General features: G+C 74.9%; 19 protein-coding genes, 1 tRNA gene and 2 pseudogenes. 11 read left to right on the plus strand and 11 right to left on the minus strand.

The window, feature by feature from the left end:
• Positions 1-102: 102 nt before the first annotated feature.
• From IF37_RS0126970 to IF37_RS0126990, 5 genes are all read right to left on the minus strand, one after another.
• Positions 103-990, minus strand: coding sequence for a Gfo/Idh/MocA family protein (locus IF37_RS0126970; protein ID WP_030747812.1), 888 nt, complete (start codon positions 988-990; stop codon positions 103-105).
• 36 nt (positions 991-1,026) lie between these two features.
• Complete coding sequence (tgmB, locus tag IF37_RS0126975) at positions 1,027-2,010, minus strand: ATP-grasp ribosomal peptide maturase (protein WP_030747815.1); 984 nt, start codon at positions 2,008-2,010, stop codon at positions 1,027-1,029.
• 16 nt (positions 2,011-2,026) lie between these two features.
• Positions 2,027-2,218: a putative ATP-grasp-modified RiPP gene (tgmA, locus tag IF37_RS0126980; protein WP_030747817.1), complete on the minus strand. Its 192-nt coding sequence runs from the start codon at positions 2,216-2,218 to the stop codon at positions 2,027-2,029.
• Positions 2,219-2,318: 100 nt separating this feature from the next.
• Positions 2,319-3,155, minus strand: coding sequence for a fructosamine kinase family protein (locus tag IF37_RS0126985; RefSeq protein ID WP_030747820.1), 837 nt, complete (start codon positions 3,153-3,155; stop codon positions 2,319-2,321).
• A 256-nt stretch (positions 3,156-3,411) separates the two neighbouring features.
• On the minus strand, positions 3,412-4,338 hold the full coding sequence (locus IF37_RS0126990) for a hypothetical protein (protein ID WP_063886415.1): 927 nt from the start codon (positions 4,336-4,338) through the stop codon (positions 3,412-3,414).
• A 352-nt stretch (positions 4,339-4,690) separates the two neighbouring features.
• Between IF37_RS0126990 and IF37_RS0126995 the strand changes: the two genes are divergently transcribed.
• The gene (locus tag IF37_RS0126995) at positions 4,691-5,353 is read left to right on the plus strand and encodes a hypothetical protein (RefSeq protein ID WP_030747826.1); all 663 of its coding nucleotides are present in this window, start codon (positions 4,691-4,693) and stop codon (positions 5,351-5,353) included.
• 204 nt (positions 5,354-5,557) lie between these two features.
• On the plus strand, positions 5,558-6,220 hold the full coding sequence (locus IF37_RS0127000; RefSeq protein WP_030747829.1) for a class F sortase: 663 nt from the start codon (positions 5,558-5,560) through the stop codon (positions 6,218-6,220).
• Between the two features lie 8 nt (positions 6,221-6,228).
• Here IF37_RS0127000 and IF37_RS0127005 read toward each other — a convergent pair whose 3' ends face one another.
• Together IF37_RS0127005 and IF37_RS0127010 are read right to left on the minus strand one after the other, a co-directional pair.
• Entirely contained in the window at positions 6,229-7,395 is a 1,167-nt protein-coding gene (locus IF37_RS0127005) for a GDSL-type esterase/lipase family protein (RefSeq protein WP_030747833.1), read from the minus strand.
• Between the two features lie 29 nt (positions 7,396-7,424).
• On the minus strand, positions 7,425-7,997 hold the full coding sequence (locus IF37_RS0127010; protein WP_030747836.1) for a TetR/AcrR family transcriptional regulator: 573 nt from the start codon (positions 7,995-7,997) through the stop codon (positions 7,425-7,427).
• 429 nt (positions 7,998-8,426) lie between these two features.
• On the opposite strand from IF37_RS0127010, the gene IF37_RS0127015 reads away from it, so the two are divergent.
• Both IF37_RS0127015 and IF37_RS0127020 read left to right on the plus strand, forming a co-directional pair.
• A complete protein-coding gene (locus IF37_RS0127015) occupies positions 8,427-9,380 on the plus strand; it encodes a LysR family transcriptional regulator (RefSeq protein ID WP_030747839.1) in 954 nt (317 codons plus the stop codon).
• A 124-nt stretch (positions 9,381-9,504) separates the two neighbouring features.
• Positions 9,505-10,875, plus strand: a complete 1,371-nt coding sequence (locus IF37_RS0127020; RefSeq protein WP_030747842.1) for an alkaline phosphatase PhoX — start codon at positions 9,505-9,507, stop codon at positions 10,873-10,875.
• A 147-nt stretch (positions 10,876-11,022) separates the two neighbouring features.
• Here IF37_RS0127020 and IF37_RS0127025 read toward each other — a convergent pair whose 3' ends face one another.
• Positions 11,023-12,477: a glyceraldehyde-3-phosphate dehydrogenase gene (locus IF37_RS0127025; protein ID WP_030747845.1), complete on the minus strand. Its 1,455-nt coding sequence runs from the start codon at positions 12,475-12,477 to the stop codon at positions 11,023-11,025.
• Positions 12,478-12,651: 174 nt separating this feature from the next.
• Between IF37_RS0127025 and IF37_RS0127030 the strand changes: the two genes are divergently transcribed.
• From IF37_RS0127030 to IF37_RS0127045, 4 genes are all read left to right on the plus strand, one after another.
• Positions 12,652-13,860 (plus strand): hypothetical protein, encoded by a 1,209-nt coding sequence (locus tag IF37_RS0127030; RefSeq protein WP_253915860.1) that lies wholly within the window; start codon positions 12,652-12,654, stop codon positions 13,858-13,860.
• A 185-nt stretch (positions 13,861-14,045) separates the two neighbouring features.
• Positions 14,046-14,366 (plus strand): hypothetical protein, encoded by a 321-nt coding sequence (locus IF37_RS0127035; protein WP_030747851.1) that lies wholly within the window; start codon positions 14,046-14,048, stop codon positions 14,364-14,366.
• Positions 14,367-14,479: 113 nt separating this feature from the next.
• Entirely contained in the window at positions 14,480-15,406 is a 927-nt protein-coding gene (locus IF37_RS0127040; RefSeq protein ID WP_253915861.1) for a PP2C family protein-serine/threonine phosphatase, read from the plus strand.
• Position 15,407: 1 nt separating this feature from the next.
• Positions 15,408-16,439, plus strand: a complete 1,032-nt coding sequence (locus tag IF37_RS0127045; protein ID WP_173456992.1) for an MASE1 domain-containing protein — start codon at positions 15,408-15,410, stop codon at positions 16,437-16,439.
• Positions 16,440-16,484: 45 nt separating this feature from the next.
• Here the strand turns inward: IF37_RS0127045 and IF37_RS44610 are convergent, their stop codons facing one another.
• Entirely contained in the window at positions 16,485-16,829 is a 345-nt protein-coding gene (locus IF37_RS44610) for a hypothetical protein (protein ID WP_158727396.1), read from the minus strand.
• A gap of 132 nt (positions 16,830-16,961) precedes the next feature.
• On the opposite strand from IF37_RS44610, the pseudogene selA reads away from it, so the two are divergent.
• A pseudogene (gene selA, locus IF37_RS39740) lies at positions 16,962-18,334 on the plus strand (L-seryl-tRNA(Sec) selenium transferase).
• Between the two features lie 4 nt (positions 18,335-18,338).
• Positions 18,339-20,075 (plus strand): annotated as a pseudogene (locus IF37_RS41250) (SelB C-terminal domain-containing protein); the annotation flags it as partial.
• A 55-nt stretch (positions 20,076-20,130) separates the two neighbouring features.
• Here IF37_RS41250 and IF37_RS0127055 read toward each other — a convergent pair.
• Positions 20,131-20,224: transfer RNA gene (locus IF37_RS0127055), tRNA-Sec, on the minus strand.
• A gap of 37 nt (positions 20,225-20,261) precedes the next feature.
• On the opposite strand from IF37_RS0127055, the gene selD reads away from it, so the two are divergent.
• A complete protein-coding gene (selD, locus tag IF37_RS0127060; RefSeq protein ID WP_030747859.1) occupies positions 20,262-21,275 on the plus strand; it encodes a selenide, water dikinase SelD in 1,014 nt (337 codons plus the stop codon).
• A gap of 40 nt (positions 21,276-21,315) precedes the next feature.
• Here selD and fdh read toward each other — a convergent pair whose 3' ends face one another.
• The gene (gene fdh, locus IF37_RS0127065) at positions 21,316-24,576 is read right to left on the minus strand and encodes a formate dehydrogenase (protein ID WP_173456995.1); all 3,261 of its coding nucleotides are present in this window, start codon (positions 24,574-24,576) and stop codon (positions 21,316-21,318) included.
• Positions 24,577-24,581: the final 5 nt, after the last annotated feature.

The raw sequence follows: 24,581 nt of genomic DNA on the forward strand, positions 1-24,581 counted from the left end.
ACCGGGGGCGGCGGGGCGGGCCGGCCGGCCCGCCGACCCGACGGTCCCGCTGTCTCCGGCCCCGCCCCCGCCGACCCTGTTCCTCCGCCCCGGGCCGGCCGCCTACTCCCCGGTGTCCGCCAGCCGGGCCTCCGCCGCGGCCAGGATCTCGGTCACCCGGAGGCCGAAGGCCGCGTCGCAGGGGTGCGGGCGGCCCGCGCGGGCCGCCCGCACCAGCGCGTCGGCGGCCCGGGAGAGCGCGGGGACCGCGCCCTCCGAGCTGCCGGGCATGGCCGACACGCCCGCCTCGCCCCGCAGCTCCACTTCGGCCCCGGCCGCCGCCGGCGGAGCCGTCAGGCTGAGCGTGAGCGTGCTCGACGCGCCGGTGGCGTGGTCGAGCACCAGGTGGACGGTGTCGCCCGGGCCGTGCGCCGCCGCCGCGACGTGCCGTACGTCGCCGAGGACCGGCAGCAGGACCGACAGGGCGTGCGGGCCGACGTCCCACAGCGCGCCCTTCTCCCGCCGCCACGGCGAGTCCGTGAACGGGCCGTCACCGGTGAACAAGGTGCCGAGCCACTGCGCCCGCGCCGTGAACCAGCCCGCCACCCCGGCCTGTTCCTCGATCCAGGACTCCGGCTCCTTCTGGAAGCGCGTGGTGAAGAAGACCACCGACGCCACCCCGGCCCGCTCCACCGCCTCCACCACGGCCCGGCCCTCGGCGACCGAGACCGCCAGCGGCTTGTCCAGCAGCAGGTGACGGCCCGCGTCGGCCGCCCGCACCGCCATCTCGGCCTGCACGGACGGCGGCAGCGCCACCGCCACCGCGTCCACGTCGGCCAGCAGCGCGTCCACACCGGTGTACGCGGGGACGCCGTACCGCTCCGCCAGCCCGGTGGCCGCCTCCGGCCGGCGCCCCCACACCCCGGCGAACTCCAGGCCGGTGTGTCCGGCGAGGGCGGGAGCGTACGCCGCCCGCGCCCACGGGCCCGTCCCCAGCAGTCCGATGCGCATGTCGCGTTCCTTTCTCCGATCCGTTCCCCGTTGTGCTCACCATGCCGTGCCCCGGTCGGCCGGCGTGCACCCGGTACCCGGATCCGGTCCCGCGGCGAGCCAGCCGGCGATGGCGGCGGCGATCGGCTGGCCGGTGTCCATCTCGACGAAGCCGAACTGACCGGACTGGTTGCACTCCAGGAACCACCAGACGCCGTCGGCGTCCTCCGCGAAGTCGAAGGCGCCGTAGGCCAGTTCCGCCCCCGCCATGTAGCGCAGCACGCCCTTGGCGACAGGGGGCGGCACGTCCGCGGGCAGCCAGGGGGAGACCGAGGGGGCGTAACGGACGTCCACGTCGTCCGGGTGGGCGTCGGGGTCCGCCGGTTTGCGGGCGGCCAGCAGCGTGCCGCCGACGACCGTGAGCCGGATGTCGGCCCGCTTGGCGATGCGCCGTTGCAACAGGGTCGGGCCGTAGGCCACCGCGGTGAAGTCGGTGTCCGGCGCGACCCGGCTGGTCGGCACGGCCCGCGGCGGCTCCTGCGGATGCGCCCCGGACACCGGCTTGACCACCAGGTCCGGGTACCGCTGCGCGAACTCCCGCGCCGCCTGCGGGAACGTCGTGATGAGGGTGGCCGGCACGGCGAGGCCGCTGCGCTGGGCGAGGCCCAGCTGCCAGGGCTTGTACCGGGCACGGCGGGCGGCGTCCGGATGGTTCATCCAGCGGGCGGTGCCGCACAGCAGCAGGCCGTACAACGCCTGCGCGGACTCCTCCGTCAGCCAGGCGGACGGCTGCGCGGCCCGGGCGGCCGGGGCCCCCGGTCTTCGCACCCAGACGGAGCGCAGTCCGTCCAGGCCCACCAGACGCCCGCCGACGGACAGCCGCCCCCGGCGGACGCCCCGCACGTACTCGCCCGACAGCGCCACCCCGTTGGTCAGATCGGCGGGGTCCAGCCGGACCACGGGCACGCCGGCCTCGCGCAGCCGGAGCACCACCATGTCCGCCGTCACGTCCTCTTCACTGGTCAGGATGAGCACGGTCATCTGTGGAAGCCCGTGTTCAGTCGTCGAAGTGCGTCTTGGAACCGGCGGTCGAGGCCGTGGTCCCGAGTGCCCTCAGCGTCGCGTGGTCGGTGGCGGCGATCCGCCCGTCCGGGAGGACGTTCAGCTGGAGTCCGGAGTCGTACGCGTACGGAGGGGTGACGTCCAACTGCACAGCGGGTCGCGCGTAGTCGAGCGTGAACGGTTGCATGGCCTCTCCCTGATTAGGCTTTCACGTCCTTATACGAGTCGAACGGGTGATTGGTTTCCTCACGCTGGGTGATCGCGGCCCGGAGGAGGTGCCGCGCGGATCACCCCGCGAGCGCCGCCCGCGCCGCCGTCAGCGCCTGTTCCGCGTACCCGCGGCCGAACAGCACCGCGTGCACCAGCAGCGGGAAGAGCTGGTGCAGACCGACCCGGCCCCGCCAGCCGTCGGCCAGGGGTGCCGCCTCCTGGTAGGCGGTCAGGACGTCGTCCAGACGGGGACAGCCGAAGAGCCGGAGCATCGCCAGATCGGTCTCCCGGTGCCCGCCGTGCGCGGCCGGGTCGATGAGCCGGACCTCGCCGTCGGCGCCCCACAGCACATTGCCGTTCCACAGGTCGCCGTGCAGCCGGGCGGGCGGCCCGGCCGGGCCCGCCAGCTCCGGCAGCCGCGCGCAGACCCGCTCGAACACGGCCGCCTCATCGCCGCCGAGCGTGCCGCGGTCGACCGCGCCGCGCACGTACGGCAGGACCCGGTGCTCGGCGTACCAGCGGGGCCAGTCGGTGCCCGGCGCGTTGCGCAGCGGAGCGCGGCCGATCCAGGCGTCCTCGGGCCCGCCGGGCGGCGGCGCCCCGAAGTGCGGGGCGCCCGCCCCGTGCAGCGCGGCCAGCGCACGGCCGAAACGCAGCGCCGCCCCGGGGGAGGGGGACCCGGTGGGCACCCGCTCGGTCACCATCCAGTCCTCGTCATGGCCCAGCACCCGCGGCACCCGGACCGCGTCCGCGGCGGCCAGCCAGCGCAGTCCCGCCACCTCGGCGCGCACCGCGCGCGGGCCGTCGCCCCGCTTGACCATCACCGGCGTCCCGCCGTCGAGCAGGACTTCCACGGGCGACCCGGACGCCCGCCCGGTCCGCACGACCGGGCGCCCGGTCAGCCGGGCCACCACCTGTCCCGGTTCCTCTTCACGGTTGCCCACGGCCCCAGAGTACGGCCGGTGACGGGCTTGCCTCACCGGGCGGTTCACTCCTCGGTACGACGGATTTCCGCCGAACCGGCCCGGGGGCCGCCCGCGGTGGTGCGGTACGGCCGGTGCGTGTCCGTCGGCCGGTCACCGCGCCGCCGGTGAGCCGGCGGAGGGCAGCCCCGCCGGCGCCGTACGGCCGCCGCGTCCGGCCCCGCACCCGGGCGGGGCACCGGCGTCCTCAGCGGCCGGCGGGGCCCGGCCCCCGGGTCAGCCCCACCGGGTTGCCGGGCGGCAGCAGACCCGACTCCCCGACCGTTTGGGCGAGCGGCTCCAGCAGCGCGGCCAGCCGCCCGGTCCGCTCGGCGCCCAGCGTGGACCACGGCCGTCCGGCCGCCGCGTCGGTGAGCGCCTCGGTCCGCCGACGCAGGGCCGCCCCCGGGGGCGTGAGCGAACCGTCCGCCGTGAGCCTGCCGTCCGCGCGCAGCCGCGCCACGGCAGCCGCCCAGTCCTCCTCGCTCCACTTCCGTGTCTCGCGCAGGAACGCCGCGTCGGATTCGCCGGCCGCCGCCTTGAGCACCATGGCCTCGACGGGGCCGAGCCCCAGGCCGACCAGCACCGCCACGTGGGAGTCGCCCCGGTGTTCGCGCAGGGTCGTCAGGGCCTGCCAGAGACGGGCGGCCGGTCTCTCGGGGCGCGGCAGCGCCTGGTTGGCGGCGGCCAGCACCCTGCCCGTGGTGTCCGCCGCGGCGGCGGCCTCCCAGGCGAGGTCCGCGGCCCGCGCGAAGGAGGCGGAACCGACGGTGTCCGCGCCGAACAGGCGTGTCATCGCCGTGTCCATCGCCTCCAGGCGGGCCGCGAGCACGTCCGCCGGAGCGGCGTACGACCAGGCGTCCGGCAGCGCCCGGGCCACCCGGGACGGGTGGAAGACGTAGAAGCAGCTCGTCACCACGGACGGGGGCGCCGCCCCGAGCGGGGCGGCGCGCAGCGCGAAGTAGCCCATCCAGTAACCGCGCAGTCCGAGGTCCTCCGCCGCCCGGTGCGCCTCCGGTGCGAAGTACACCAGATCGTGCACCGGCTCGTACCGCTCCCACAGCTCCCGCGCCCGTGTGTCCGCCCCCGTGTCCGTCCTCGTGTCGGGCTCCGTGTGCGCCGCCGTGTCCGTCACCGCTGTCCTCCCCGCCGCCGGTCCGTCGTGCCGCCGGCACCAGCGTGCGTTATGACGGACGTCATAACAAGGGGCCCGGTCCCATCCGGCGTCAGGACCGGAGGCCGGGAAGCCGGTGACCGTGCCGCGGGCCGCCATCCGTCCGATCCGGCGGTCCCCCGGCCGCGTCGCCGACTGGGCCGGACGAGGGGCCGCGGAGCGGGCGCACTGGGACAGACGGGTGGCGTGATGCCCCGGCTGGGCGGCCCGGATGGTGGGAGTCCGGGGCCTCGCTGACGGTGGTTCATGTCGAGGCCGGGTCCATCCAGCTGATGAGGTATCCGCTGCCCGGTCACGGTGGAAGGACATCACTATGCGCTCTGCCCGCATGCTCCTGGCGACGGCGGCCGCCACGGCCGCCCTCGCCTTCGCGACGCCCGGAGCCGCGTTCGCCGTTCCGGCCGACGGCGGTGGTGACGACTCCTCGTACAGCAGGGAGAACGACAGCGACTCCGACCGTGACAACGGATCCGACAGCGGCCGGGACGGCCAGGAAGAGCAGAACAACCGGAACAACCAGAACAACCAGGATGAGGGGAACGGTCAGGACGAGGGGAACGGTCAGGACGAGGGGAACGGCCAGGACAAGGAGTACGGCAACAAGCGCGGGGACCGAGGAGAACACAACGGACCGCGCGGCGGAATGCACACGGGTGGCGGAGCGCTCGCCGCGGTGCGCGGCGGCAACTGGGGTTCAGAGGACGACAGCAGGTTCGACTCCGAGGGCTCCCGCGACAAGGGCGGGGACGACGGCGGCGAGGAGAGGGGCGAGAAGGGCGGCGGCAAGGGCGGCAAGGGCGGCAAGAGCGAGTGGGGCGAGGAGGAGGGCCGTGACAAGCCGCGCGGCGGCATGCACACCGGTGGCGGCGCGCTCGCCACGCCCGGTGTCACCGCGGGCGGTATCGCCGTGCTGGCCGTAGCCGGCACCGGCGCGTACGCGCTGCGCCGCAGGAAGGTCGCCGGGCCGGCGTCCTGACGGGTTGCCGTCCCAGGGGCCGCGGACGCCGCCGGCACGCCGACCGTGCCGGCGGCCCGCGCTCCCCGAGCCGCCCCTTGGCCGTCCCCTCCGGCCCGCCCGCCTCTTCCCCCGTGCTCTTCCGTCCGTCCCCTCCCCGCTCCGATCCGCGTGCTCTCCCTGCCCTGATCCCCGTGCTGCCGTGTCCGAGTGAGGTGGTGTCCGATGGCAGCAGATCCCTCCGCGACCTCCTCAGCACCGGCACCGGACGACCGGCGCTCCGGCTTCGGCGGGCGGTTGCCGCTGTGGGGCGTGGCGGTCGTCTTCCTCGCCGTCAGCGTGTTCGGCGGCCATCACCAGCCGGACGACAAGCCGCGCACCCCCCGGGCCTCGGGCGCCGGCGCGTCCGCGAATCCGCGCGGCGACGGCGGGGAGCTGCCCCGGTCCGCGCCGACCCGTCTGCGCATCCCGAAGATCTCCGTGGACGCCCCCTTCACCACCCTGGCCGTCGGCGCCTCGGGTCAGCTCCAGCCGCCACCCGCCGGCGACACCAATCTCGTCGGCTGGTACGCCGAGGGGGTCTCGCCCGGCGAGAAGGGCACCGCGATCATCGCCGGGCACGTCGACACGGTGACCTCCGCGGCCGTCTTCGCGAACCTGGACGACCTGGAGCCCGGCGACCGGTTCTCCGTGGAACGGGCCGACGGGCACACGGCGGACTTCGTGGTGGACGACGCCGAGACCTTCGCCAAGGACGACTTCCCCAGCGACCGGGTGTACGCGGACGCCGCACGTCCCGAGGTCCGGCTCATCACCTGTGCCGGGGACTACGACCGGACGGTGCGGGACTACACCGACAACCTGGTCGTCTTCGCCCACCTGGAGTGAGCGGGGCCTCAGCCGGCGGTGCCCGCGAAGGGGCCGCCGGCGCCGAACGCCAGCGCCGCGAACCGTTCGCCGATCCGGCGGTGGCCGGCCGGGTCCGGGTGCAGGCCGTCGGGCAGCGGCAGCTCGGCGAAGTCGGCCTCGCCGTACAGCTCCCGGCCGTCCAGGTAGTGCAGCGCCGGGTCACCGGCCGCCCGCTCGCGCACGATCCGGGCCAGCTCCTCGCGGATGACCGCGAGGGTGAGCTTCCCGGCCGCCCGCTCGGCGGGATCCCCGGTGGCCCGGTACCGCAGGCGTCCCTCGCCCAGGGCGGCCAGGTCCATGGCGGTGGGCCCGGGCGTGCCCTCGTGTATCGGGCACAGCACCGGGGAGACCACGAGCAGCGGTGTGTCGGGGTGGCCCTCGCGGATGGTGTCGAGGAAGCCGTGCACGGCGGGACCGAAGGCGCGCAGCCGCATCAGGTCGGCGTTGACGAGGTTGATGCCGAGCTTGACGCTGACCAGGTCGGCGGGCGTGTCGCGCAGTGCGCGGGCGGTGAACGGGTCGAGCAGCGCGCTGCCGCCCAGCCCGAGGTTGATCAGCTCGACCGCCCCCAGGGAGGCGGCGAGCGCAGGCCAGGTGGTGGTCGGGCCGGCCGCGTCGGAGCCGTGACTGAGCGAACTGCCGTGGTGCAGCCACACCCTGCGGCCCCGGTCCGGCACGGGCTCGACGGGGGCGTCGGCGCGCAGCGCGACGAGTTCCGTGGTCTCGTTGTGCGGCAGCCAGATCTCCACGTCCTTGACGGTGTCCGGCAGCCCGGTGAAGCGGACGGTGCCGACCGGCCCGGGGCGGTGCTCGGCGGAGCCGGTGGCCAGGTCGATGGTGAGCGTGTCGCCCGCGGCCAGGGTGGCGCTGCCGGCCGGGCGGCCGTCGACGAGCAGGTCGTAGACGCCGTCCGGGCGGGGCGGCGCTCCGGTGTAGACCCGTTTGGTCGGCAGGGTGTCCAGCTCGACGGTGGTGGCGCGGGTGCGGAAGGCCAGCCGTACGCCGGAGGGCTGGGACTCCGCCAGGGCGAGCTGCGGGTCGGCGCACTGGGCGCGGGCCCGGGCGGGCAGCCGGTGCGGCAGCAACCCCTGTGCGGTGCGCTCCAGTTCGAGGGCGCCGCGGATCAGGGCGGCGGTGAGGGGGATGGCGTGCATCGTGTGTCCGTCTGCCTCTCGGGAAGGTCTCAGGGGCGGTCGGGCCAGGTGCGCAGCAGGGAGTCCAGGGCCTCCAGGATGCGCGTCCACGACTCCTGCGAGTCGGGCGCGCTGTGGCTGAAGCCGCCGGCCGTCTCCAGGCTGACGTAGCCGTGGAAGACGCTGCCCAGGAGACGGACCGCGTGTGTCTGGTCCGGCTCGGACAGGTCGTAGCCGCGCAGGATCGCCCGGGTCAGCTGGGCGATCCGGACGCCCGCGCTGCCCGCCGCGGTCTCGCAGTCCAGCGGGTGGCGGGCCGCCGCGTAGCGGCCGGGGTGGGCCCGGGCGTAGTCCCGGTAGACGTTCGCGAACGCGGCCAGGGCGTCCGCCCCGGACCGGCCGGCCAGCGCCTCGGCGGCCCGGTCGGCCAGTTCCTCCAGCGCGAGCAGCGCGATCCGCGTCTTCAGGTCCTGGGAATTCCGCAGGTGCGAGTACAGGCTCGCGACCTTGACGTCGAACCGCCGGGCCAGCGCGGAGGCCGTCACCTGGTCGAAGCCCACCTCGTCGGCCAGTTCCGCCCCGGCTCGGACCAGTCGTTCGGTGGTCAGGCCCACCCGTCCCATGGTTCTTCCTCCCGTCTGCCGTAAGCGATTATGCAGCTTCCTAAAAGCTTTAGGCAAACGGCTTGGATTGCCAGGTCGGGGGTGACCGCCGACACCGCGCGGTGGGCGGCGGCTACCCGGAGGCCGCCTTCCCGTACCCCACCACCTCGGCCGCCGCCACGACGGCCCATGTCGTCGCCGTGTCCGAGTCCCGAAGGTGCCCGGGGTGCGACGACCGAGCCCGAAGCCCCCGCACCCCGGCGGACCCGACGCCTCCGTACCCGACGCCTCCGTACCCCGGCGGACCTGCGACTTGTGTCGGCGGCGGTGCCGTGGAACGCTTCGGTCCGCCGGTCGCGGCCACGTCCGGCGCGGGCGGCGGGCACCGGCTCCGGACGGGGCGCGGACCAGGTGCCGGGCCGGCCGTGGGAGCGAACGGGGAGTGGACCGATGGAGCTGGAGCTGCGGCACCTGCGGGTGCTGTGCGCGATCGCCGACGCGGGCTCCGTGGGCCGAGCCGCCGCCCAGCTGGGCTACTCGCAGCCGGCCGTGAGCACCCAGCTCCGGCGCATCGAGCGCCATCTGGGCGAGCCGCTCTTCGCTCGCGGGCCGAGCGGCGTCCGGCCGACCCGGTACGGCGCCGAGGTCGTCGAGCAGGCCCGCGACGTCCTCGCGCGGGCCGCCGCGATCGGGCACCGCCCGGCCGCCGGCCGCCCCCGCGGCACGCTGCGGGTCGCCGCCACCAACTCGCCCGTGCTGTCCGGCACGGTCTCCCGGATCCGCGCCCGGCTGCCGGAACTGACCCTCGCGGTCACCAGCGTCTACGCCTCCTCGCGGATCGTGGAGCTGCTGGAGGAGGGCGCGGTGGACGCCGCCATCGCCGCCGACTACCCGGGCCTGGAACTGCGGCACTCCACCGCCGTACGGCACCGCGGGATCGTCACCGAGCCCACGTTCGTCGCGCTCCCGGCCCGGCACCGGCTGCGGCAGAGCCCGCAGGTGCACCTCGCCGATCTGGCCGAGGACGCCTGGTTCGTGACCCCGGACGACGGGGCCGGGTGGCCGGGGGTGTTCTACGACGCGTGCGCGGCGGCCGGGTTCACGCCGCGCACCGTGCACGAGTGGCTCGGCGACCAGACCCAGCTCCAGAGCATGATCGCCGACGGTCTCGGGGTGTCCCTGGTGCAGCCGACGCTGCGGCCGATCCCGCACGTCCAGGTCAAGCCGCTGGTGGGCTCCCCGCTGTGGTGCCGCTACGTGCTGGCGTGGCGGCCGGACACCGTCACCGACGACCTCGTGGACACGGTGGTCCGGTCGGCCATGGACGCCTACCGCGACCTCGTCGCCCAGGCCCCGCACCTGCGCACCTGGGCCTCGCGGACCTGGAGCGTCACCGGGGCGTAGGGACCCCGCCGGCCGGCGCGCGCCGCCGGGGAGTGACACGTGCGTCGCGCGTGGTTCCGGCGACGCGCACCAGGTGATAGACACGGCGGGTCACAGTCCTGTCCGCCAGCAGGAAGGTCACCGCATGTCTGCAACACGCCGTCAGATCCTGTCCGCGGCGAGTGCCCTGGGAGCGGGCATCGCCTTCACCGGGGCCCTGACCGAGGTCTTCGCGGGCACCGCGGCCGCGCAGGACCACCTGGGCCGCGCGGGTTACGGCCCGCTCGTCCCCGACCCGAACGGCCTGCTCGACCTGCCGAAAGGTTTCCGCTACACCGTGCTCTCCCGCGAGGGCGACCGGCTCCGCTCGGGGGAGGGCCGGGTGCCCTCCCATCACGACGGCATGGCCGCCTTCGCCGGCGCGGGGGGCCGTACCCACCTCGTCCGCAACCATGAGAACCGTGTGACCGCGGACATCCCGGTCCCGGCCGTCAGCGGCCTCACATACGACCCGGAGGGCAAGGGCGGCTGTACGGCGCTGACGGTCGACGCGCACCACCGCGTGCTCTCCGAGCGGGTCGCCATCGCCGGTACCGCCGTCAACTGCGCGGGCGGCCGGACCCCTTGGGGCACCTGGCTGACCTGCGAGGAGACCGAGGACAGAGCGGGCACCAACGGCTACACCAAGGACCACGGCTTCATCTTCGAGGTCCACCCCACCGACCCCCACCGCACCGGCGCGGTCCCGCTCACCGCGATGGGCCGCTTCCAGCACGAGGCGATCGCGGTCGACCCGCGGAACGGTGTCGTCTACGAGACGGAGGACGCCTTCGAGAAGCCGTTCGGCCTCTTCTACCGCTTCCTGCCGGACAAGCCGCTGGGCGGCGTCGGTTCGCTGCGCGCGGGCGGGCGGCTCCAGGCCATGCGGGTGCCCGGCGTCGCGGACCTGTCGACGATCCGGACGACCGGCGCGCACTTCGACGGCATCGAGTGGGTCGACGTCCCCGACCCGTCGGCCGCCGCCACGCCGACCCGGTTCCAGGACTACGGACGCGGCGGCATCACCCACGCGCAGAAGCTGGAAGGCTGCTACTGGGGCGGCGACCGCGTGTACTTCGTGTCGTCCTTCGCGCGCAGCGCCGACGGTTCCGCCGCCGACCACTACGGCCAGGTCTGGCGCTACGACCCGGCGCGCCGCCGGCTGACCCTGGTGGTCGTGTTCGGCCCGGACACCGACGTCCGACTGCCCGGCGAGTCCCCGGACAACATCTGCCTCGCCCCCAGCGGCGGCCTGATGGTCTGCGAGGACGGCAACGGCGCGCAGCACGTCTTCGGCCTGACCCGCGAGGGCGAGGTGCACGCGATGGCCCGCGGCCGCCAGAACATCGGGACGGCGACGGAACCCGAGTGGGGGGAGTTCGCCGGGGTCACCTTCTCTCCCGACGGGAAGACCATGTTCGTCAACTGCTACACACCCGGTACCACGTTCGCGGTGACGGGCCCGTGGCGCCGGTAGGCGGCGGGCGGCGGTGACCGTGCCGGGGCGCGGGTGCGCGCCCCGGCGGAGCCGCCGGCACGACGGCGGGGGTGACGAGCAGCCGCGCCCGGGTGGAACGGCCGCCGACCGGGACCCGGTCGGCGGCCGTACGCGTCCGCGCGGCGATCAGACCGCCGGCGCCGGGTACGTCGGGTACTCCACGCCCGACACGTGCTGGACGACACGGACCACCTGGCAGGAGTAGCCGAACTCGTTGTCGTACCAGAGGTAGAGGATGGCGTTGTCGCCGTCGACCTTGAGGGCGCCGGCGTCCACGATCGAGGCGTGGCGGGAGCCGATGAAGTCGCTGGAGACCGCGTCGGGCGCCGTGGTGAAGTCGATCTGGCGCTTCAGCGGCGAGGTCAGCGACACCTCGCGCAGGTAGTCGTGCACCTCCTCGCGGGTGGTCTCGCGGGCCAGCTGGAGGTTGAGGATCGCGATCGAGACGTCCGGCACCGGGACGCGGATCGAGCTGCCGCTGATCTTCGCCTTGAGGTCGGGCAGCGCCTTGGCGACGGCGGAGGCGGCGCCCGTCTCGGTGATGACCATGTTCAGCGGCGCGGAGCGGCCACGGCGCTCGGACTTGTGGTAATTGTCCAGCAGGTTCTGGTCGTTGGTGAAGGAGTGCACCGTCTCCACGTGGCCGCGCAGCACGCCGTACTCGTCGTCCATCGCCTTCAGCGGCGGGACGATCGCGTTGGTCGTGCAGGAGGCGCAGGACAGGATCTGCTCGTCCGGCTTGATGGTGTCGTGGTTGACGCCGTGCACGATGTTGGGGACGTCGCCCTTGCCCGGCGCGGTCAGGACGACCTTCTCGATGCCGGGGCGCAGGTGCTTCGACAGGCCCTCGCGGTCGCGCCACTTGCCGGTGTTGTCGATGAGGATGGCGTCCCGGATGCCGTACTCGGTGTAGTCCACGGACGTCGGGTCGTCGGCGTAGATCACCTTGATCGCGTTGCCGTTGGCGACGATCGTGCTGCTGTCCTCGTCCACGGTGATCGTGCCCTGGAACTGGCCGTGGATGGAGTCGCGGCGCAGCAGCGAGGCGCGCTTGACGAGATCCTCGGCGGCCCGGCCGCCGCCGCCGCGCACGACGATGGCGCGCAGCCGGAGGCCGTTGCCGGAACCGGCCTTCTCGATCAGCAGACGGGCGACGAGCCGGCCGATGCGGCCGAAGCCGTAGAGGACGACGTCGCGGGGCTCGCGGCGCTCGATCTTGTCGGCACCGGTGGCACCGGCGACCGCCTCGGCGGTGAACTCCGCCACGCCCAGGCCCCGGCCGTCGGCCTTGTACAGGGTGGCCAGCATGCCGAGGTCGATCTGCGACGGCCCGAGGTCGAGGGTGGTCAGGGCTTGGAGGAACGGCATGGTCTCGGTGACCGACAGCTCGGCACCGGCGATCTGCCGGGCGAAGCGGTGGGTCTTCAGGATGCTGACCACCGACTTGTTCACCAGGGAGCGGCTGTGCAGCAGGACGGTCACGTCCCGCTCGCGGTGCAGCTTCCCGATGAGCGGGATCATCGACTCCGCGATCTCTTCGCGGATCTTCCAGTTGGTGAACGAGTCGTCGTTGACAGTCACGGATCCATCTTTCGAGCTAGGCAGCGCTCATATGATAACCACACCCTTCTGGCCGGTTCGCGGCCCCCTCGAGGGCTCGGACACGGCCCCGCGTTCCTGAATCAGGGTGGAAGTCCGGGGGAAACCCGGGTCGCCGATTGCGCGGTCGGCACGGGCGTGCCCAAGGTCGGGAGCGTGCGCACCTCCTCCGCCGCCCGGCCCCCGCGGGCGGCCCCCTCCGGACCCCCGCGCCGCCCCCGGCCGCCCCGGCCGGACTGGTCCGGCGCGGCACGGGGGCCGCTGCCGGCGCTCGCCCTGTTCGCGGCCGTCCGGCTCGCCGGCATCCTCGCGGTGATCCTCACCAACGCCCTCGCGGGGCGGCCGCTGGTGCGGAACCTCGCCCACTCCTGGGACTCGCGCTGGTACCTGCACATCGCCACGCACGGCTACGGCCACCTCATCTGGATCACCCCGCAGGGCACCGTGCAGACCGACTGGGCGTTCTTCCCCCTCTATCCGCTGCTCGTCAGGGCGCTGGTCACCGCCTCGCCGCTGACCCCCGGCCGGGCCGCCCTGCTCATCGCCTGGACGGCCGCGGGCGTGGCCGCGTACGGCATCCACCTCATCGGCCGCCACCTGTACGGGCGGGCCGTCGCCACCGCGCTGGTCGCCCTGTGGGCCGCCCTGCCGCAGGCGGTCGAACTGACCATCGCCTACACCGAGTCGCTGTTCGCCGCGCTCGCCGCCTGGTCGCTGTACTGCGTGCTCAAGGGCCGCTGGCTGTGGGCCGGCTCCCTGGCCGCGGCGGCGGGCCTGGCCCGGCCCAGCGGATTCGCGGTGGCGTTCGCCGTCTGTCTCACCGCCGGGCACCAGGTGCTGCGGCGGCGCGGCCGGGTCCCGGCGCGGCTGTGGGCCGGCGCGGCCGTGGCCCCCCTCGGCTGGCTCGGCTACGTGCTGTGGGTGGGCGGACGGACGGGGGACGTCCTCGGCGGCTACTTCGCGGTCCAGAGCGCCTGGGAGTCGCGCTTCGACTTCGGCGCCGGCTCGCTGCGCTTCCTCAGGGTCCTGCTGCTGTACGGCGGCGGCGTCGTCTATCCGGCGGCCCTGCTGATCGTCGCGGCGGCCCTGCTGCTGTTCGCGCTGCTGTGCCTGGACCGCGCCCCGCTGCCGCTGGTGCTCTTCGCCGGCGTCCTGGTCCTGCTCGTGATCGGCGGCTCCGGGTCCTTCTCCTCCAAGCCGCGGTTCCTGCTGCCGGCCTTCCCGCTGCTCATCCCGATGGCCCACGCGCTGACCCGGACCTGGTGGCGGGGGCGGAGCCGGGCGGTGGTCGTCTACGGTGCCCTCGCCCTCACCTCGCTGCTGTTCGGCACCTATGTGACCGCGGTGGCCCACTCCCCGCTGTGAGCGTCCGCGCATCCGCCCGGTGCGGCGCGGGAGCGCCGGCGTCCGCCGTCCGGCGGGGGAGGGGGCGCACCGGCCCGTCCGTCGTCCGGCGAGGGAGGGGGCGCGCCGGCCGCCGTGGGCGGTCCGCTGTGCGAAGCCCCGGATTCGGGGTAGACGAGGGGACGCCCGAGGAAAGGACCCGTCTCATGACGACCTATGTGATCAGCGTCCCCGGCACCTTCACCACCGGGATCGAGGCCGACACCCGTACCCGGCTGGCCCGGGCGCTGCGGCCCGCCGATCCGCACGGCACCCGCATGGGCAGCGCGGAGGACCTGGACGTGCTCAGCGTCAACGAGGACAACACCTTCACCCTCCGTCTGACCGTCGACGCGGACACCGGCCCGCACGCCGAGGAGGAGGCCCGCAGGCTCGCGGACTCCGCGCTGCGGGGCGCGGGACTGGACGAGCGGAGCGCACCGATCGGACCCGCGGTGATCACGGGCATCGACTCCGAGATCCGCTGACGGCGACCGAGCGCCCCTGGGGCACGATCATCCGATTTAGGTAAAATCAAGGCGTTTGCACGATTTCATAGGCGGCCGGCCCACCGGAGCCGCCGCCCCGCCGGAAGTGATCGATGCCCCGCAAGCGCTCCACCGACCGAGGCGACGAGCTGCTCGCCCGGCTCGGCTCGCTCACCGCCCAGGCGCGCCAGCGGGCGGAGGTCCAGCGCAGCCAGGTCGAGCTGGCCATCGCCCTCCAGCGCGGCATGCTCCCGCGGGACCTGCCCTCCGCCCCCGGACTGCACGTCGCGGTGCGCTACACACCCGCCAACCTCGGTCTGAACGTCGGCGGCGACTGGTATGACGCCTTCACCATGCCGGACGGCCGGATCGGGCTGACCATCGGTGACGTACAGGGCCACAACATCGAGGCCGCGGCCTTCATGGGCCAGGTCCGGGCCGGCCTGCGGGCGCTCGCCTCGGTCACTGGCGAGCCCGGCGAACTCCTGGCCCGCACCAACGACCTGCTGCTGGCCCTGGGCAGCGAGCTGTTCGCCACCTGCACCTTCATGCGGCTCGACCCGGCCACCGGGGTCCTGGAGAGCGCCCGCGCCGGCCACATACCGTTCGTGTGGGCCACGGCGGACGGGAAATCCGGCGTGGTCGACGACGAGGGCGGACCACCTCTCGGCATCGAACCGGGCATCGAGTTCCCGGTCACCCGGCACCGGCTCACCACCGGCGGGGTCTTCGTCCTGCTCACCGACGGAGTGGTGGAAGGACCGTCGCTGAACATCGAGGACGGCCTGGACCAGGTGGTACGGCTCGCGGGCATCGCCGCCGTCGCCGGTCTGGAGGCGCACGCGCTCGCGGCGGCCGTGATCAAGGGGGCGGAGAGCGTCGGCCACGACGACGACGCCGCCGTCCTGGTCGTGGGCCTGGACGACCCCGGCGACTTGGTCCGGGCCACCCGGGCGCGGTCGTCCGCGGCGGCCCGGGGCCCGGCCGGCGGGCCGGACGACGGCGTGCCCCGCCTCGCCGAGCCGCGGCCACCGGTGTGAGATGGCTGCTGTGGTGGCTGTCGAGGAGCTGCGCCGGTCCGGCGCCCGTGCCGTGCGGGTACTGGCCGTCGCCGCCTGCTACTACGCGGCGGCCCGGCTCGGCCTGCTGCGCGAGCTGACGGTCGAGGGAGCCGTCGTCACCCCCATCTGGCCGCCCACCGGCGTCGCCGTCGCCGCGCTGCTCGTCCTCGGCCCGTGGTGCTGGCCCGGCATCACACTCGGCGCCTTCTTCTCCGTCCTCTCCCTCACCGCGCCCGGCATCGAGACGCTCGGCATCCTCTGCGGCAACACCGCGGCACCCCTGTGCGCGGCACTCCTGCTGCGCCGGGCCGGGTTCCGCACCGACCTCGGCCGGCTGCGCGACGGCCTCGCCCTGGTGTTCCTGGCCGCGCTGGGCGCGATGCTGATCAGCGCCACCGCCGGCGTCGGGCTCCTCGTCCTCACGGACGGCCTGCCCGCCCACGGTTTCTGGCCCGTCTGGCTCGCCTGGTGGGTGGGGGACGCGATGGGCGTGCTGATCGTCACGCCGCTGCTGCTGTCGCTGCACCGGGCGAGCCGGCCGCTGCCACTGGGTCGCTGGAAGGAGGCGACCGCGCTGGCCGTCGCCGTCTGCCTGCTGGTACCGCTGGCCGCCTACAGCACCCTCAGCCTGAACTTCCTCGTCTACCCGCTCATCATCTGGGCGGCGCTGCGCTTCCAGCTCGTGGGGAGCGTGCTGTGCGCGCTGGTGACCTCCGTGGTGGCCACCGTCGCCGCCACGGCCGGCGCCGGCGGGTTCGCCGGGCTGAGCCGGATCGAGGTGATGCTGAAACTCCAGGCGTTCAACGGCGCCATGGCCCTGACCGCGCTGCTGCTGTCCGCCGTGATCATCGAGCAGCGCGACACCCGGCGTTCGGTGGAGCGGGCCTGCCGGGAACTGGCCGAGGTCCTGGAACACCTCACCGCCGGCGAACCCCCGCCGTCCCCGCCACCCCGGCCGCACGCGACCACCGACGGCGCGGACGACCGCCCCCGGCCGACCGGCGCCCCGTGACCGGCCCGAGCCGGTGGACGGTCGCGGCGGTCCCGCGCGGCGGCGTCAGGGGGCCGGCCGGCTTCCCGGGCCCTCGTCGTCGCCGTCCGGCGCGTCTGCCGAGCGGGGGCGGTGCCCCGGGTACGGCGGGTGGACGGCACCGGGGTCACCGGCGCCGGGCCGACCGCCGCCGGTCGTGCCGTAGCCGCCGGGGACGACGCCCGGCGGGGTGTCCGCGGCGGCCTGCGCCCCGCCGGGGCGGTGCCGGGCCCGGCCCCCGTGGCCGCGCTCCGGGTACGGGGACGGGTGGTCGAACGGCGGGTGGTCGAACGGCCCCCCGGCGGCGCACTCCCGCCGCGCCGCCCGCCCACCGGACTGCTCGCGCTCGTGCTCCTGGTGCTGATCCTCCATGTGACGGCGGGTACCCGGGCGGTGGCCCCCGGCAACACGGGTTCCGGCGTGTCGGACGGCGCGCCGGGGGCACTGGGAGACGATGGGCCGGACCCGCACGGGAACAAGGCCGGACCGGAGGGACGGGGCGCGATGGAGCAGCGGCCGGCACCAGGCCGGACAGGCGGGGACGGCACCGGGAGCGCGGCGGACCACGCGGAGCCGCCCCGGCGGCCGGACGGGGACGCCCGCCGCCGCATCCCGCGCACCGACGCGCTGCTGCGCGACCCCCGGCTGGCCGCCGCCGTGGACCGGCTCGGCCCGCACCGGGTGAAGGCCGCCGTACGGCAGGCACAGGAGCGGGCCCGCGCGGGCGGCATCCCGCCGGAACAGGTCCCGCAGACCGCGCTGCGCCTGCTGCCCGGCACCGCGAGCGGTCTGCGCCCGGTGATCAACGCCACCGGGGTGCTGCTGCACACCAACCTCGGCCGGGCCCCGCTGTCCGCCGCCGCCCGGCAGGCGGTCCAGGAGGCGGCCGGCCCCACCGACGTCGAACTCGACCTGACCGCCGGGGTACGGGCCCGCCGGGGCCGCTCCGCCCTCGCCGCGCTGCACGAACGCGTCCCGGCGGCCGGCGCCGCGCACGTCGTGAACAACGGCGCCGCCGCGCTCGTCCTGGCCGCCACCGCCCTCGCGGCCGGCAGGGAGATCGTGGTCAGCCGGGGCGAGATGGTGGAGATCGGCGACGGCTTCCGGCTGCCCGACCTGCTCGTCTCGACCGGCGCCCGGCTCCGCGAGGTCGGCACCACCAACCGCACGTCCGCCGCCGACTACGCGGCCGTGATCGGGCCGGACACCGGGTTCGTCCTGAAGGTCCACCCGTCCAACTTCCGCATCACCGGCTTCACCCGGTCCGCCGGGGCGGGCGAACTGTCCGGTCTCGGCGTCCCCGTCGTCGTCGACATCGGCTCCGGGCTGCTCGCCCCGCACCCCGCCCTGCCCGGGGAACCCGACGCCGACAGCCAGCTGCGGGCCGGTGCCGCGCTTGTCACCGCCAGCGGCGACAAACTGCTCGGCGGCCCCCAGTGCGGCCTCCTGCTCGGCCGGGAGGACCTGGTCCGCGCCCTGGCCCGGCACCCGCTCGCCCGCGCCCTGCGCGTCGACAAGCTGACCCTCGCCGCGCTGGAGGCCACCCTCACCGGCCCGCCCACCCCCACCACCCTGGCCCTCACCGCCGACCCGGACCGGCTCCCCCCCCCCCCCCGCCCGCCCCCCCCCCCCCCCCCCCCCCCCCCGTCGCGAGCGGCGCCACGGTCGGCGGCGGGGGAGCACCCGGGGTGACCCTGCCCAGCACGGCCCTGTCCCTGCCCGAGCCGTACGCCGCCGCCCTGCGCACCGGCCGCGTCCCGGTCGTCGGCCGCCTGGAGGCGGGACGCTGCCTGCTGGACCTGAGGTCGGTGCCGCCCGAGGACGACGAGCGGCTGGCCGAGGCCGTACGCGCCGCCCGCCCGGCCACGGGGAGGTGACGGCGTGCGGGTCCTCGCCACCGCCGGCCATGTCGACCACGGCAAGTCCGCGCTGGTCCGGGCGCTCACCGGCATGGAGCCCGACCGGTACGAGGAGGAACGCCGCCGGGGCCTCACCCTCGACCTCGGCTTCGTATGGACCGCGACCGCGCCGGACGCCGAACCCCTCGCCTTCGTGGACGTACCCGGGCACGAACGGTTCGTCGCCACCATGCTGGCCGGTGTCGGCCCCGTCCCCGCCGTGCTCTTCGTGGTCGCCGCCGACCAGGGCTGGCAGCCCCAGTCGGAGGAACACCTCGCGATCCTCGACGCGCTCGGCGTACGGCACGCCGTCCTCGCGGTGACCCGCAGCGACCTCGCCGACCCCGGACCGGTGCGCGCCGACGCCGTGCGGCGCCTGGCGGCCACCTCGCTCGGCACGGTGCCCTCCGTCGCGGTGAGCGCGGTCACCGGCGCCGGACTGGACGAGCTGCGCGCCGCACTGACCCGGCTCGCGCGCCGGCTGCCCGCCCCCGACACCGACGCCGACGTACGTCTCTGGCTCGACCGGGCGTTCACCGTGCGCGGCCACGGCACCGTGGTCACCGGCACCCTCGGCACGGGCACCCTGCGCGTCGGCGACCGGCTGGTCACCGGGGACGGGGCGGCGCTGCGGGTGCGCGGCCTCCAGTGCCTGCACGAGGACCGGACGGAGGTCGGCGCGGTGGCCCGGGTGGCCGTCAACGCGCACGGCGCGGCGGACGGACTGCGGCGCGGGACGGTCCTGCTGACCCCGGACCGCTGGCTGCTCACCGACGTGGCCGACGTCCGGGTCGCCGGCGAACCGGTCACCGGCCTGCCCCGCTCGCTCACCCTGCACCTCGGCACGGCTGCCGTCCCGGTGACCGTCCGCCCGCTGGGCGAGGACACCGCGCGGCTCACCCTGCACCGGGCGCTGCCCCTGCGCATCGGCGACCGCGCGGTACTGCGCGAACCCGGCGGCGGCCGGACGCCCCGCGGGATCACCGTGCTCGACGTGGCGCCGCCCCGGCTCGCCCGGCGCGGCGCCGGCCGGGCCCGCGCCGCCGAACTGGCCGGGATGACCGGCCGCCCCGACGGCGCCGCCGAACTGCGCCGCCGGAAGCTGATCCGCCGTACCGACCTGCTCGCGATGGGCGCCCCGCCCCCGGCCGAGCCCGTCGCCGGGGACTGGCTCGCCGACCCGGCGCACTGGACGGCCCTGCGCGACCGGCTGGCCGCGGAGGTCACCCGGCACGCCCGCGCCCACCCGCTGGAGCCCGGCCTGCCCGACGAGGCGGCCCGCCGTCTGCTGGGCCTGCCCGACCGCACCCTGGTGACCGCGCTCGCCCGCACCGCGCCCCGGCTGCACGGCCGCGAGGGCCGGCTGTACGACGCGACCGCCCAGCGGCCCGCCCTGCCCCCGCCCCTCCGGAGCGCCGTGGACACCGTGCGCCGCGACCTCGCCCGTACGCCGTTCCGCGCACCGGAGGCCGACCGGCTCACCGGACTCGGCCTCACCCGCAAGGCGCTGGCCGCCGCCGTGGCCGCGGGCGCCCTGCTGCGCATCGCCGACGGGATCGTCCTGCTGCCCGGCGCGGACGCCGACGCCGCCGCAGTCCTGCGCGCCCTGCCCCAGCCGTTCACGCTCAGCGAGGCCCGGCGGGCGCTCGACACCACCCGCCGGGTGGCCGTGCCCCTGCTGGAACACCTCGACGCCCAGGGGTACACGGAGCGCGTCGACGCCCAGCACCGCCGCTGCCGCACCCAAGGGGGGAACGGAGAAGGGGAAGGGGAGATCGGAGGCGGACGGGAATCGAACCCGCCGGCCCGAGATCCTCGGGCCCCTCGGTTTTGAAGACCGGGAGGGCCACCAGGCACCCACACGCCTCCACCGCTCGCCAGGCTACTGCCCCGGGAGACCACCGACATGACAACGACACCGACCCGGCCGGCGTCCGTACGGCTCACGCAGTTCGCCCACGGTGGCGGCTGCGCCTGCAAGATCCCGCCCGGTGAGCTGGAGGAGGTGGTCGCGGGGCTGACCGCGCAGCCGCTCGCCGGCGGTGACACCCCGCTGATCGTCGGCCTCGCCACCGGGGACGACGCGGCCGTGGTCGGGTACCGGGGCACCGCCGTGGTGTGCACCGCCGACTTCTTCACCCCGGTCGTGGACGACCCCTACGACTGGGGCCGGATCGCCGCCGCCAACGCCCTGTCCGACGTGTACGCGATGGGCGGCCGGCCGGTGCTCGCCGTCAACCTGCTCGCCTGGCCGCGCGACCGGCTCCCGTTCGACCTCGCCCGCGAGGTGCTGCGCGGCGGACTCGACATCGCCACGCAGGCGGGCTGCCACGTCGGCGGCGGGCACAGCGTGGACGACCCGGAGCCCAAGTACGGCATGGCCGTCACCGGCATCGCCGATCCCGGACGGCTGCTGCGCAACGACGCCGGCCGGCCCGGACTGCCGCTCTCCCTGACCAAACCGCTGGGAACCGGTGTGCTGAACAACCGGCACAAGGCCACCGGCGAGCGGTTCGAGCAGGCCGTCGCGACCATGGCGGCCCTCAACCGGGAGGCGGCGCAGGCGGCGCTGGACGCCGGGGCCGAGTGCGCCACCGACGTCACCGGGTTCGGCTTCCTCGGCCACCTGCACAAACTGGCGCGCGCCTCCGGGGTGACCGCCGTCGTCGACACCGCCGCCGTCCCCTGTCTGGAGGGCGCCCGGGAAGCAGTGCGCGACGGGTACGTCAGCGGCGGCACCCGGCGCAATCTGGAGTGGGTCGCGCCGCACACCGACTTCGGCGGCACGGACGAGGACACCCGGCTGCTGCTCGCCGACGCGCAGACCTCCGGCGGGCTGCTCGTCGCCGGGGAGGTGCCCGGCGCGCCGGTGGTCGGCGAGCTGGTGCCGCGCGGCACCAGCTCGGTCGTGCTCCGGTAGCGGCGCGCTCGCGCCCGGCCGTGCTCCGTGCCGCGACCGGTCACGGCTCCGTCCCGGTCCGTTCGTCGATGCCCGCCCGGATCCGGTACGCCCGCACCATCGCCAGGGCGGCCGGACCGCGCGGGCGCCGGCCCGGACGGATGTCGACGGCGAACGCCTTCGTCTCCTGGATGTGCGTGTTCGGGTCCAGGGACAGGTGCAGCAGCTCGTTGGCGGCGTCCCCGGTGCTGTAGCCGTTCGGACCCCAGTGGTACGGCAGGCCCACCTGGTGGAGCCGGCGCCCGTGCACGGTCAGCGGCGCCATCCGGTCGGTGACCAGCACCCGCGCCTCGATCACGCCCCGGGCGCTGACGATCGTCGCCCACCCGGTGTGCGCCAGGCTCCGCTCGGCGGCCAGCTCCGGCGACACCTCGCAGAAGAACTCCGGCTGGAGCTCCGCCAGGTACGGCTGCCAGCGGGACATCCCGCCCGCCGTGTGGTGCTCGGTGAGCCGGTAGGTCGTCGCCACGTACGGGAAGACCCGCGCGCCGGGTTCGTCGCCGCTCGGCTGGTAGCGGTTGTCCGGGTGCGGGCGCAGCAACTGCCGCACCGGGTTGCGCTGCTGGTCGTACAGCAGGTTCGGGAAGGGCGAGTCCTGCGGCTCGTAGTGCGCCGGCAGCGGCCCGTCGGTGAGCCCGGACGGCACGTACAGCCAGGCCTTGCCGTCGGCCTGCATGATGAACGCGTCCGTGCCGGACAGGGCCTTGTCGGCCGTCGCGCCCGGCGGCGGCCGGTGGGACGGCGACTTGTCCTCGGGGAAGTCGGGGATGTCATGGCCGACCCACTTGGCCTGCTCCTCGTCCCACCAGACCAGCGCCTTGCGCTCGCTCCACGGCTTGCCGTCGGGGTCCGCCGACGCCCGGTTGTACAGGATGCGGCGGTTGGCCGGCCACGCCCACGCCCACTCGTTCGCCACCCAGTTCTGCTCCCGGCCCGGCTTGCGGCGGGCGGCCTGGTTGACGCCGTCGGCGTAGACACCGCAGTAGATCCAGCAGCCGCAGGCCGTGGAGCCGTCGGCGTTGAGCTGCTCGTAGGACGCGAGCGGGCGGCCCTCGGCGTCGTAGCCGTTGATCTCCGCCAGGACGGCCTCCGCCTCGGGTTCCGCCAGCGGGCCCCTGGTCGGGTAGTCCCAGGTGAGGTCGAGCACCGGGCGGTCCGCCTCGTCGGTGGAGCCCGCCAGCTTCCGCCGGATGATCCGCCCCAGGTGGAAGGCGAACCACAGGTCGCTGCGCGTCTCGCCGGGCGGCTCCACCGCCTGGTGGTGCCACTGGAGCAGCCGCTGGGTGTTGGTGAAGCTGCCGTCCTTCTCGGTGTGCGCGGCGGCGGGCAGGAAGAACACCTCGGTGCCGATGTCCTCGGTGCGCAGCTCCCCGGTCTCGATCTCGGGGCCGTCCTTCCACCAGGTCGCCGACTCGATCAGGGAGAAGTCCCGTACCACCAGCCAGTCCAGGTGGGACATGCCGAGCCGCATCAGCTTGGCGTTGGCGTTGCCGACGGCAGGGTTCTCACCGATCAGGAAGTACCCCTTGCAGACGCCCTCCAGCTGGGCCATGGTCGTCTCGTACGTCGAGTGCGAGCCCGTCAGCCGCGGCAGGTAGTCGAAGCAGAAGTCGTTCTCCGGGGTGGCCGCCTCGCCCCAGTACGCCTTCAGCAGGCTCACCATGTACGCCCGCATGTTGCCCCAGTAGCCCTTCCGCGCCCCCTCGCCCCGGATGTAGGAGTCCAGGTCCTCCCGCTGGTGCGCGTGCGGCATGGGCAGATAGCCGGGCAGCAGGTTGAACAGGGTCGGGATGTCGGTCGACCCCTGGATGGAGGCGTGTCCGCGCAGGGCGAGGATGCCGCCGCCGGGCCGGCCGATGTTGCCGAGCAGGGTCTGGAGCACGGCGGCCGCGCGGATGTACTGCACACCGACCGTGTGCTGCGTCCAGCCGACCGCGTAGGCGAAGGCCGTCGTCCGCTCGCGGCCCGAGTTCTCCGTCACCAGCTCGCAGACCTGGCGGAACAGGTCCCGCGGCACGCCGCAGACCTGCTCGACCATCTCCGGGGTGTAGCGGGCGTAGTGCCGCTTGAGCACCTGGAAGACGCAGCGCGGATGGGTGAGGGACTCGTCCCGCTCCGGCTCGCCCGCGCCGATCGCGGCACCGCCGGAGCCGTGCGCCTCACCGCGCGCGGCCTCGGAGACCGTGCTGCCGCCCCTGGTGCGCTCCTCGTAATCCTGGTCGCGCTCGCCCGAGGCGGCCTGCACCTCCGTCCCCTCGTACTGCCAGCTGACGTTGTCGTAGGAGCGGCTGTCGGTGTCGAGTCCGGAGAAGACGCCCGCCAGGTCCTCGGTGTCCCGGAAGTCCTCCCGCACGATCATCGGCGCGTTGCTGTACGCCACGATGTAGTCGCGGAAGTACTTCTCCTCCGCCAGCACGTAGTTGATGATCCCGCCGAGGAAGGCGATGTCCGTGCCCGCGCGCAGGGGCACGTGCACGTCGGCGAGCGCGCTGGTCCGGGTGAACCGCGGGTCGACGTGGACCACCTTCGCGCCCCGCGCCTTGGCCTCCATCACCCACTGGAACCCGACCGGATGGCACTCGGCCATGTTCGAGCCCTCGATGACGATGCAGTCCGCGTTCTGGAGGTCCTGCTGGAAGGTGGTCGCGCCGCCGCGGCCGAACGAGGTTCCCAGACTGGGAACGGTGGAGGAGTGTCAAACGCGCGCCTGGTTCTCGATCTGGATCGCCCCGAGCGCGGTGAACAGCTTCTTGAGGAGGTAGTTCTCCTCGTTGTCGAGGGTGGCTCCGCCGAGGCTCGCGATGCCCAGCGTGCGCCGGGTGCGGGTCTCGTCGACCTCCCACTGCCAGCCCGCGCGCCGGGCCGCGATCACCCGGTCGGCGATCATGTCCATCGCCGTGCCGAGGTCGAGGCGCTCCCACTCGGTGCCGTGCGGGCGCCGGTAGAGGACGTGGTGCTCGCGGGCGTCACCGGTCGTCAGCTGGAGGCTGGCCGCGCCCTTGGGGCAGAGCCGGCCGCGGGAGACGGGGGAGTCCGGGTCGCCCTCGATCTGGACGACCTTCTCGTCCTGGACGTACACGTTCTGGCCGCAGCCGACCGCGCAGTACGGGCAGACCGACTTCACCACCCGGTCGGCGGTGGCCACCCGGGGTCCGAGCCGCTCGCTCGGCCCGCTCCTGGCGGCGGCGCCCCTGCCCAGCGGGTCCGTGCCGGTGAGCTGCCGGTAGACCGGCCAGGAGGCGATCCAGGTGCGTACGCCCATGGTGT

The organism is Streptomyces sp. NRRL S-31 (assembly GCF_000718775.1).
Taxonomy (GTDB): domain Bacteria; phylum Actinomycetota; class Actinomycetes; order Streptomycetales; family Streptomycetaceae; genus Streptomyces.

Bases quoted from the DNA above. Each gene is read 5' to 3' on its own strand.
- IF37_RS0126970 (WP_030747812.1), bottom strand. From the start codon at position 990: ATGCGCATCGGACTGCTGGGGACGGGCCCGTGGGCGCGGGCGGCGTAC.
- tgmB (WP_030747815.1), bottom strand. From the start codon at position 2,010: ATGACCGTGCTCATCCTGACCAGTGAAGAGGACGTGACGGCGGACATG.
- tgmA (WP_030747817.1), bottom strand. From the start codon at position 2,218: ATGCAACCGTTCACGCTCGACTACGCGCGACCCGCTGTGCAGTTGGAC.
- IF37_RS0126995 (WP_030747826.1), top strand. From the start codon at position 4,691: ATGCGCTCTGCCCGCATGCTCCTGGCGACGGCGGCCGCCACGGCCGCC.
- IF37_RS0127000 (WP_030747829.1), top strand. From the start codon at position 5,558: ATGGCAGCAGATCCCTCCGCGACCTCCTCAGCACCGGCACCGGACGAC.
- IF37_RS0127005 (WP_030747833.1), bottom strand. From the start codon at position 7,395: ATGCACGCCATCCCCCTCACCGCCGCCCTGATCCGCGGCGCCCTCGAA.
- IF37_RS0127010 (WP_030747836.1), bottom strand. From the start codon at position 7,997: ATGGGACGGGTGGGCCTGACCACCGAACGACTGGTCCGAGCCGGGGCG.
- IF37_RS0127015 (WP_030747839.1), top strand. From the start codon at position 8,427: ATGGAGCTGGAGCTGCGGCACCTGCGGGTGCTGTGCGCGATCGCCGAC.
- IF37_RS0127020 (WP_030747842.1), top strand. From the start codon at position 9,505: ATGTCTGCAACACGCCGTCAGATCCTGTCCGCGGCGAGTGCCCTGGGA.
- IF37_RS0127035 (WP_030747851.1), top strand. From the start codon at position 14,046: ATGACGACCTATGTGATCAGCGTCCCCGGCACCTTCACCACCGGGATC.
- IF37_RS0127040 (WP_253915861.1), top strand. From the start codon at position 14,480: ATGCCCCGCAAGCGCTCCACCGACCGAGGCGACGAGCTGCTCGCCCGG.
- IF37_RS0127045 (WP_173456992.1), top strand. From the start codon at position 15,408: ATGGCTGCTGTGGTGGCTGTCGAGGAGCTGCGCCGGTCCGGCGCCCGT.
- IF37_RS44610 (WP_158727396.1), bottom strand. From the start codon at position 16,829: ATGGAGGATCAGCACCAGGAGCACGAGCGCGAGCAGTCCGGTGGGCGG.
- selD (WP_030747859.1), top strand. From the start codon at position 20,262: ATGACAACGACACCGACCCGGCCGGCGTCCGTACGGCTCACGCAGTTC.